The organism is Kitasatospora sp. LaBMicrA B282, assembly GCF_050325825.1.
In the GTDB taxonomy this organism is placed as follows: domain Bacteria; phylum Actinomycetota; class Actinomycetes; order Streptomycetales; family Streptomycetaceae; genus Kitasatospora.
In genome coordinates, this window is the sequence record NZ_JBNQTI010000247.1 from 1 (window position 1) to 9079 (window position 9079).

The 9079-nt window shown below is 75.3% G+C and carries 10 protein-coding genes; all 10 read left to right on the forward strand.

The features are described 5' to 3' along the window. Nucleotides 1–871, forward strand: an 871-nt coding sequence (locus tag ACQRUO_RS36810) for a SchA/CurD-like domain-containing protein (RefSeq protein WP_428320531.1), incomplete at its 5' end; no start/stop codon positions are given. Nucleotides 872–875: 4 nt separating this feature from the next. Beyond that, a complete protein-coding gene (locus ACQRUO_RS36815) occupies nt 876–1295 on the forward strand; it encodes a cupin domain-containing protein (protein ID WP_428320532.1) in 420 nt (139 codons plus the stop codon). Next, nucleotides 1292–2560 carry a beta-ketoacyl-[acyl-carrier-protein] synthase family protein gene (locus tag ACQRUO_RS36820; RefSeq protein ID WP_428320533.1) on the forward strand — a complete coding sequence of 423 codons (1269 nt, stop codon included), beginning with the start codon at nt 1292–1294 and terminating at the stop codon, nt 2558–2560. The genes ACQRUO_RS36815 and ACQRUO_RS36820 overlap by 4 nt, the downstream gene beginning before the upstream one ends. Next, nucleotides 2557–3810: a beta-ketoacyl synthase N-terminal-like domain-containing protein gene (locus tag ACQRUO_RS36825; protein ID WP_428320534.1), complete on the forward strand. Its 1254-nt coding sequence runs from the start codon at nt 2557–2559 to the stop codon at nt 3808–3810. Before ACQRUO_RS36820 ends, ACQRUO_RS36825 begins: the two co-directional genes overlap by 4 nt. Nucleotides 3811–3871: 61 nt before the next feature. Continuing rightward, nucleotides 3872–4129 (forward strand): acyl carrier protein, encoded by a 258-nt coding sequence (locus tag ACQRUO_RS36830; protein ID WP_428320535.1) that lies wholly within the window; start codon nt 3872–3874, stop codon nt 4127–4129. Between the two features lies 1 nt (nt 4130). Continuing rightward, the gene (locus tag ACQRUO_RS36835) at nt 4131–4616 is read left to right on the forward strand and encodes an SRPBCC family protein (RefSeq protein ID WP_428320536.1); all 486 of its coding nucleotides are present in this window, start codon (nt 4131–4133) and stop codon (nt 4614–4616) included. Nucleotides 4617–4636: 20 nt separating this feature from the next. Beyond that, a complete protein-coding gene (locus ACQRUO_RS36840; protein ID WP_428320537.1) occupies nt 4637–4972 on the forward strand; it encodes a TcmI family type II polyketide cyclase in 336 nt (111 codons plus the stop codon). Between the two features lie 75 nt (nt 4973–5047). Beyond that, complete coding sequence (gene accD, locus ACQRUO_RS36845; RefSeq protein ID WP_428320538.1) at nt 5048–6844, forward strand: acetyl-CoA carboxylase, carboxyltransferase subunit beta; 1797 nt, start codon at nt 5048–5050, stop codon at nt 6842–6844. Continuing rightward, on the forward strand, nt 6841–7458 hold the full coding sequence (locus ACQRUO_RS36850; RefSeq protein ID WP_428320539.1) for an acetyl-CoA carboxylase biotin carboxyl carrier protein: 618 nt from the start codon (nt 6841–6843) through the stop codon (nt 7456–7458). The genes accD and ACQRUO_RS36850 overlap by 4 nt, the downstream gene beginning before the upstream one ends. Nucleotides 7459–7493: 35 nt before the next feature. Beyond that, entirely contained in the window at nt 7494–8897 is a 1404-nt protein-coding gene (locus ACQRUO_RS36855; RefSeq protein WP_428320540.1) for an acetyl-CoA carboxylase biotin carboxylase subunit, read from the forward strand. The last annotated feature ends 182 nt before the right edge of the window (nt 8898–9079 follow it).

Genomic DNA, 9079 nt, shown 5'->3' on the forward strand with positions numbered 1-9079 from the left:
GCCTCGGCCCGCCCGTCCCGCCGACGCCGCCCGCGCCGCCCGTCCCGCCCGCGGCACCGACCCGCTGCCCGCGCCGGCGCTGTCCACCGGCGGCATCGTGCGCCACGCGCTCACCTTCACCGTCAAGCCCGGCAGCGAGCGCGCGGTGCACCAGCTGCTCAGCGGCTACCGCTCCCCGCACGCCGAGGTCGACGCCACCACCCGGCTCTGCCGCACCTCGCTGTTCATGCACGGCAACCGGGTGGTCCGGGCCGTCGAGGTGCAGGGCGACCTGGGCAACGCGCTGCGGCACGTGGCCATGCAGCCCGGGGTGCGCGCGGTCGAGGAGGCGATCAACCCGTACCTGGAGGAGGCCCGCGACCTCACCGACCCGGCCTCCGCCCGCGCCTTCTTCGCCCGCGCCGCGCTGCCCGCCGTGCACCACTGCGGCGCCCGTCCGGCCGCCGCGGCCGGCCCGCTCACCCGTTCGGCCTTCCTGTACCCGGTGCGGCCGGGCGGCGGCGAGGCCGCGGCCAAGCTGCTCGCCGAGCAGGACCGGGCGGCCGTCGCCGAGCCGGGCAGCCCGCTGGCGGGCAGCAGCATGTTCCGCACCGGTGACCTGCTGGTCCGGATGGTCGACCTGCGCGGCCCCCACCAGGACGCCCCGGTGGCCGCGGCCGGCATCCCGCCCGGTGGCGCCGGCGCGGCGATCGCCCGGTACCTGGACCTGGAGTACCTCGACCTGCCCGCGGACACCGACCTGTCGACCGAGCCCGGACTGGCCCGCTTCCTCGCCGCCTGCGTGATGGACCTCGTCACCGACCGCCACGCCGCATCCCCCGAGCCGCACGCCGCCGGCGGCGCCCGGACCACCCACGCCACCGGAGAGTGACCCCGTGACCAGTCAGCCCGTCCGCATCGTGCACCTCGACGACGCACCGTCCAACCGCCGGCACGGCGCCGACCTGCGCACCATGCTCACGCCCACCAGCGTGGGCGCCACCAGCGGGTTCATGGGGCTGGCCATCGTCCAGCCCGGTGAACGGATCCGCGAGCACTACCACCCCTACTCCGAGGAGTTCGTCTTCGTGGTCAGCGGTGAGCTGGAGGTGGACCTGGACGGCGTCACCCACCCGCTGACGCCCGACCACGGCCTGATGGTCCCGCGCGAGGTCCGCCACCGGTACCGCAACGTCGGCAGCACCGAGGCCCGGATGGTCTTCCACCTCGGCCCGCTGGCCCCCCGCCCCGACCTCGGCCACGTCAGCACCGAGACGGCCGAGGACAGCGGGGAAGCGACGGGGGTGCCGGCGTGACCCGCCGGGTGGCGGTCACCGGGCTGGGCGTGGTGGCCCCCGGCGGCATAGGCGTGCGCGCCTTCTGGGACCAGCTGACCGCCGGTCAGACGGCGACCCGCGGCATCACCCTGTTCGACCCGGAGGGCTTCCGCTCGCGGATCGCCGCCGAGTGCGACTTCGACGCGGTGGCCTGCGGCCTGGACCCGGCCCGCGCCCAGCGCGCCGACCGCTACGTGCAGTTCGCGCTGGCGGCGGCCGGCGAGGCGGTCCGCGACTCCGGGCTGGACCTGGGCCTGCAGGACCCCTGGCGGATCGGCGTCTCGCTCGGCTCGGCGGTCGGCGGCACCACCCGGCTGGAGCACGACTACGTGCTGGTCAGCGCCGGCGGCGAGCACTGGGACGTCGACCACCGCGAGGCCCTGCCCCACCTGCACCGGGCCTTCTCGCCCAGCGCGCTGGCCTCCGAGGTCGCCGAGGAGATCGGCGCCCACGGACCGGTGCAGACGGTCTCCACCGGGTGCACCTCCGGCCTGGACGCGGTCGGCCACGCCTTCCACGCCGTCGCCGAGGGCAAGGCGGACATCATCGTCGCCGGCGCCTCCGACTCGCCGATCTCCCCGATCACGGTGGCCTGCTTCGACGCCATCAAGGCCACCTCCACCCGCAACGACGACCCGGCCCACGCCTCGCGGCCGTTCGACGCCGACCGGGACGGCTTCGTGCTGGGCGAGGGCGCCGCCGTGCTGGTGCTGGAGGAACTGGAGCACGCCCGGGCCCGCGGCGCCCGGATCTACTGCGAGATCCGCGGCTTCGCCACCTTCGGCAACGCCTACCACATGACCGGGCTCACCCTGGAGGGCCGGGAGATGTCGGAGGCGATCGACCGCGCGCTGGAGCAGGCCCGGCTGAACCCCACCGACGTCGACTACGTCAACGCCCACGGCTCGGGCACCAAGCAGAACGACCGGCACGAGACCGCGGCCGTCAAGCGCTCGCTGGGCGAGCACGCCTACGCCGTGCCGATGAGCTCGATCAAGTCGATGGTCGGCCACTCGCTGGGCGCGATCGGCGCGATCGAACTGGTCGCCTGCGCGCTGGCGCTCACCCACGGGGTGGTGCCGCCGACCGCGAACTACGACACCCCGGACGCCGAGTGCGACCTGGACTACGTGCCGCGCACCGCCCGGGCCGCCCGGCTGCGGACCGTGCTCTCGGTCGGCAGCGGGTTCGGCGGCTTCCAGTCCGCGGTGGTCCTCACCCACGCCGAGGGGAGTGCGGCATGAGCCCGACCGGACACCGGCCGGACCGCCGGATGGTGGTCACCGGCATGGGGGTCGTCGCCCCCAACGGGATCGGTACCGACGCCTTCTGGAAGGCGGTCCAGCAGGGCACTGCCGCCCTCGGCCCGGTCTCCCGCGAGGGCTGCACCCACCTGCCGCTGAAGGTGGCCGGCGAGGTGCACGGCTTCGACCCGGCCGGCCTGATCGAGGAGCGCTACCTGGTCCAGACCGACCGCTTCACCCACTACGCCATGGCCGCCGCCGAACTGGCGCTCTACGACGCCAGCCTGCGCGACGGCCCGCAGCTGCCGTTCGGCGTCGGCGTGGTGACGGCCGCCGGCTCCGGCGGCGGCGAGTTCGGCCAGGGCGAGCTGCAGCGCCTGTGGGGCCAGGGGCCGCACTTCGTCGGCCCGTACCAGTCGATCGCCTGGTTCTACGCCGCGAGCACCGGTCAGATCTCCATCCGCGGCGGCTTCCAGGGGCCCTGCGGGGTGCTGGCCAACGACGAGGCCGGCGGCCTGGACGTCTTCGCCCACGCCGCCCGCACCATCCGGCACGGCACCGACGCGGTGGTCGCGGGGGCCACCGAGGCACCGCTGGCCCCCTACTCGGTGGTCTGCCAGCTCGGCTACCCCGAGCTCAGCCTCGCCACCGACCCGCTCCACGCCTACCTGCCCTTCACCGACGAGGCCTGCGGCTTCGCCCCGGCCGAGGGCGGCGCGATGTTCGTGGTGGAGGCGCTGGACGCCGCCCGCCGCCGCGGCGCCTCGGTCCGGGCCGTGGTGGCCGGGCACGCGGCCACCTTCACCGGCACCGACGGCTGGGAGCGCTCCCGCCAGGGGCTGGCCCGGGCGATCCAGGGCGCGCTGGCCGAGGCCGACTGCGCCCCGGAGGAGGTCGACGTGGTCTTCGCGGACGCGCTCGGCATCCCCGCCGCCGACCAGGCCGAGGCACTGGCCATCGCCGACGCGCTCGGCCCGCACGCCGCCGACGTCCCGGTGACCGCACCCAAGACCGGCTACGGCCGGGCCTACTCCGCCGCCTCCGTGCTGGACGTCGCCACCGCGGTGCTCGCCCTGGAGCACGGCACCGTGCCCCCGACCCCGAACGTCGCCGAGGTGCGCCACGACCTGGACCTGGTCACCGGCCACGCCCGCCGGCTCCCGCTGCGCACCGCCCTGGTGCTGAGCCGGGGCCTGATGGGCTGCAACTCGGCCCTGGTGCTGCGTCGCGGCACCGGCGACCGGCCCTGAACCCGGCCCACCCCGATCCGCCCCCACCACCACGGAAGCCCCCCAGCGAAGGAGACCCCTGATGACCGGACCCGTGACCTTCGACGACCTCGCCGACCTGATGAAGCGCCGGGCGGGCCTGACGGTCGACCCGCGGGACCTGGAGAGCCGGCCCGACACGCCATTCGACCAGTTCGGCCTCGACTCGCTGGGGCTGCTCGGCATCGTCGGCGAGCTGGAGAACCGCTACGGCCGCGCGATCGGCAACGAACCCGAGCAGTGCAAGACCCCGGGCGACTTCCTCGCCCTGGTCAACTCCCAACTCACCGACGGAGCCTGAGATGACCGGACACACCGAGAACGAGATCGTGATCGCCGCCCCGGTGGGCCTCACCTGGGACCTCACCAACGACCTGGAGCGCTGGCCGCAGCTGTTCAGCGAGTACGCCGCGGTCGAGGTGCTCGACCGGCTGGGGGACAAGGTCACCTTCCGGCTGACCATGCACCCCGACGAGAACGGCAAGGTCTGGAGCTGGGTCTCCGAGCGCGAGGCCGACCGGACGGCGCGCACCGTGCGGGCCCGCCGGGTGGAGCCCGGCCCGTTCGAGTTCATGGAGATCCGCTGGGAGTACCAGGAGGTGCCGGGCGGCACCTCGATGCGCTGGATCCAGGACTTCGCGATGAGGCCCACCGCCCCGGTCGACGACGCCGGGATGACCGAGCACATCAACCGCAACTCCAGGATCCAGATGGCGCTGATCCGCGAGAAGGTCGAGGAGCACGCCCGCGACCTGGGCCACGAGTCGCGCGCCGCGATGCCGCGCTGAGACCGGAGGAGTTCGCACCCATGCACCGCGCCCTGATCGTCGCCCGGATGAAGCCCGGCGCCGCCCCGGACATCGCCGCCGCCTTCGCCGACTCCGACCGCGGCGAGCTGCCCGGGCTGATCGGCGTCACCGGCCGCAGCCTCTTCCAGTTCGGCGACGACCTCTACCTGCACCTGATCGAGGCCGAGCAGCCGCCCGGGCCGAAGGTCGCCGAACTGACCGGCCATCCGGAGTTCCGCAGCGTCAGCGACCGGCTGGCCGCCTACGTCCGGGCCTACGACCCGCAGACCTGGCGGGAGCCGAAGGACGCCATGGCCCGCGAGTTCTACCGCTGGGAACGCGGCACCACCGGCTGACCGGCACCACCGGCCGACCGTCCGGCCCGGACGGCGGCGGTCAGGCCCTGGACCAGGCTGGAAGGAAGACACCCCGTGCTCGACGAGGCAGCCCATCCGTCGGCCGCACCGGACCCCTCGTGGGTCCGGTGCGACCGCTGCGTCACGCTCATCTACGGCAAGCGGTTCAGCCGGTCCCTGCAGGTCTGCCCGGACTGCGGCTCGCACGCCCGGCTCACCGCCCAGCAGCGGCTGGCGCACCTGCTCGATCCCGGGTCGGCCCAGCCGCTCGACCACGTCGAGTGCGTGGCCGACCCGCTCGGCTTCGTGGACACCCGCCCCTACCCGGAGCGGCTGTCGGACGCGCAGGCGGCGACCGGGCTGCGCGAGGCGGTGCTCTGCGCCCGGGGCACCATCGAGGGCCGGCCGGTGGTGGCGGCCGTGATGGACTTCCGGTTCCTGGGCGGCAGTCTGGGCTGCGGGGTGGGGGCGCTGATCACCGAGGCGGCCCGGACCAGCCTGCGGCTGCGGATCCCGCTGCTGCTGGTCACCGCCTCCGGCGGGGCGCGGATGCAGGAGGGCGTGCTCTCGCTGATGCAGATGGCCAAGACCACCCAGGCGCTGGCCGCCCTCGACGAGGCCGGCGTCCTGGTGCTGTCGCTGGTCACCGACCCGACCTACGGCGGGGTGGCCGCCTCCTTCGCCACCCTCGCCGACGTCATCATCGCCGAACCGGGCGCCCGGCTGGGCTTCGCCGGGCCCCGGGTGATCGAGCAGACCACCGGCGAGAGCCTGCCGCCGGGCTTCCAGACCGCGGAGTTCCTGCTCGGCCACGGGCTGGTGGACGACGTGGTGCCCAGGGCCGCGCTGCGCGCCACCCTGGCCCAGCTGCTCGCCCTGCAGGTCGACCCGGCGGCCACCGTCGGTGAGCCGGTGACCACCGCTCAGGTCGAGCTGCCGACCACCGCTGCGGGCGAGCCGCCGACCACCGCCCGGGTCGAGCCGGCGACCACCGCCGCGGGCGGGCCGGCGAGCGCCGCGATCCTGCGCCGCCCCGAGGAGCTGCCGCAGGCCGACGCCTGGAGCACCGTGCGGCTGGCCCGGCACCCCGAACGGCCCACCACCCTGGACTACGCCGCCCACCTGCTGGACGGCTTCCACCAGCTGCACGGCGACCGGATCGCGGAGGACTGCACCGCGGTGGTCGGCGGCCCCGGCCGGTTGAACGGGCGACCGATCATGCTGATCGGGCACCAGAAGGGCGGCAACGACCTGGTGGAGCGCCGGCGCCGCAAGTTCGGCATGCCGAGCCCGGGCGGCTACCGCAAGACGGCCCGGCTGATGCGGATGGCGGCCAAGCTCGGCCTGCCCGTGGTCACGCTGATCGACACGCCCGGGGCCAACCCGGGACCGGACGCGGAGCGCGGCGGGCAGGCGGTGGCGATCGCCGAGAACCTGCGGCTGATGGCCCGGCTGCCGGTGCCCGTGGTCGCGGTGGTCACCGGCGAGGGCGGCAGCGGCGGCGCACTCGCGCTGGCGGTCGCGGACCGGGTGCTGATCTGCGCCAACGGCATCTACTCGGTGATCAGTCCGGAGGGCTGCGCGGCCATCCTGTGGAAGGACGCGGAGGCGGCGCCGACCGCGGCCGAGGCCCTGCGTGTCGACGCCGGGGAGCTGCTGCGGCTGGGTATCGTCGACGGAGTCGTGCCGGAGCCACCGGACGGTGCGCATGCGGACCACTCGCAGGCCGCGGTGCTGCTGGGCGCTGCCGTGACCGCCGCCCTGCGCGAGCTGGAGTCCCTGTCGCCGCAGCAGCTGCTCGCCGAACGCAGCAGCCGCTTCCACCGCTTCGGACTCGACGGTGACCCGAGTGCCGAAGGAGGGGCCCGATGAAGCCGGAACGTGCCGAGTGGGAACGCCGCGAAGGCGAGCGCCGGATGGGTGACCGCCGGGTGGACGGCGTGCTGGACGGTGCGGTGGACGGCCGCCGGGCCGCGGTGCGCCCGGTGGCGCCCGCCGCCGCGCCGCTCGACGAGGTGTGCCGCAACGTGGCGGACCTGGCCAAGGCGGCCCCGACCCCGCCGCGGCGGATCAGGATGCAGGACGGGCAGACCACGGTGGAGATCGAGTGGCCCGACCCGGCGCCCCCACCTGCCGCGACCCCGCCCCCGGACGGCGCCGCGCCCGCTGCCGCGCCGGCCGCCGGTGAGTCGGCCCCGGGCGCCGCCGAGGAGCCGGCGGACACCCGCCGCTACGTCCGGGCGCCCATGGTCGGGACCTTCTACCACGCCGGCTCACCGGACGCGCCACCGTTCGTCAGCATCGGCGACCTGGTCCAACCCGGCCAGCCGGTCGGCGTGTTGGAGGCCATGAAGATGATGAGCACGATCACCGCGGACACCGGCGGCCGGGTCGTCGAGGTGCTCGCGCCCAACGCGCACCCGGTGGAGTTCGACCAGTGCCTGATCGCGCTCGAACCGGTGGCCGTGGACGGGGACCGGCCCTGACCGCCCGCACCCCGGTGACCCGCGAGGGGAGTCAGATGTTCTCGACCGTCCTCATCGCCAACCGTGGCGAGATCGCGCTGCGGGTGGCCCGCGCCTGCCGCGAGCTCGGCATCGCGTCGGTGGCGGTGTACTCCACCGCGGACCGTGACTCGGCGGTGGTCCGGTTCGCCGACCGGGCCGTGCACATCGGCCCGCCGCCCTCGAAGAGCAGCTACCTCAGCATCCCCGCGATCGTCGAGGCGGCGCTGCAGACCGGGGCGCAGGCGATCCACCCCGGCTACGGCTTCCTCTCCGAGGACCCCGACTTCGCGGAGATCTGCGAGAGCAACGGCCTGGTCTTCATCGGCCCGCCGCCGCACGTGATGCAGCAGCTCGGCGACAAGGCGGTGGCCCGCACGGTGATGGCGCAGGCGGGTCTGCCGGTGCTGCCGGGCAGCACCGGCGCGCTGGGCTCGGCGGCCGAGGCCAAGGAACTGGCCCAGCAGGTCGGTTACCCGGTGATCCTGAAGGCGGTGGCGGGCGGCGGCGGGCGGGGCATGGCCGTGGTACGCGGCGCCGACGACCTGCGGCTGGCCTACCGCGAGACGCAGGCCCACGCCCGTGCGGTCTTCGGCGACGACCGGCTCTACCTGGAGCGGTTCGTCGAGGACGCCCGGCACGTCGAGGTGCAGGTGCTCTGCGACACCCACGGCACGGTGATCCACCTCGGGGAGCGCGACTGCTCGGTGCAGCGGCGGCACCAGAAGCTGATCGAGGAGTCCCCGGCGCCCGGCCTGCCGGACGAGCTGCGCGAGCGGATCCGGGCGGCGGCGGTGCGCGGGGCGGCGGCCGTGGGGTTCGTCGGCGCCGGCACCTTCGAGTTCGTGCTGACGCCGGAGCACGAGTTCTACCTGATGGAGATCAACTGCCGGCTCCAGGTGGAGCACCCGGTCACCGAACTGGTCACCGGGGTCGACATCGTGCGCGAGCAGATCACCATCGCCGCCGGGCTGCCGCTCTCGGTGCGGCAGCCGGAGGTGACGGTGCGCGGGGTGGCGATGGAGTGCCGGGTCAACGCCGAGGACCCGGCCCGGGACTTCGCGCCCGCCCCCGGGGTGCTGGCGGAGTTCGTGCCGCCCGGTGGTCCGTTCGTGCGGATCGACACGCACGCCTATCCCGGCTGGCGGGTCGGGCCGGACTACGACTCGCTGGTGGCCAAGGCCTGCGTCTGGGCCCCCGACCGGGACCAGGCGATCGCCCGGATGGACCGGGTGCTGGGCGAGTTCCGGATCGGCGGGCCGGGCGTGCGGACCACCGTCGGCTTCCTGCAGCGCACCCTCGCGCACCCGCTCTTCCAACTGGCCGAGCACACCACCGGGCTGGTCGGCAGCATGCTCGAGCAGGCCCCCGGCGGGGCGGTCGAGGACGGGGCGAGCGGGCAGCCGGCCCCGGTCGGCTGACCCCGGACCGGTCACCGGGGAACGGAGGGTCACCGGTCTGGTCACCAGGGACGGACGGCGAGGGGGGGGGGGGGGGGGGGGGGGGGGGGGGGGGGGGGGGGGGGGGGGGGGGGGGGGGGGGGGGGGGGGGGGGGGGGGGGGGGGGGGGGGGGGGGGGGGGGGGGGGGGGGGGGGGGGGGGGG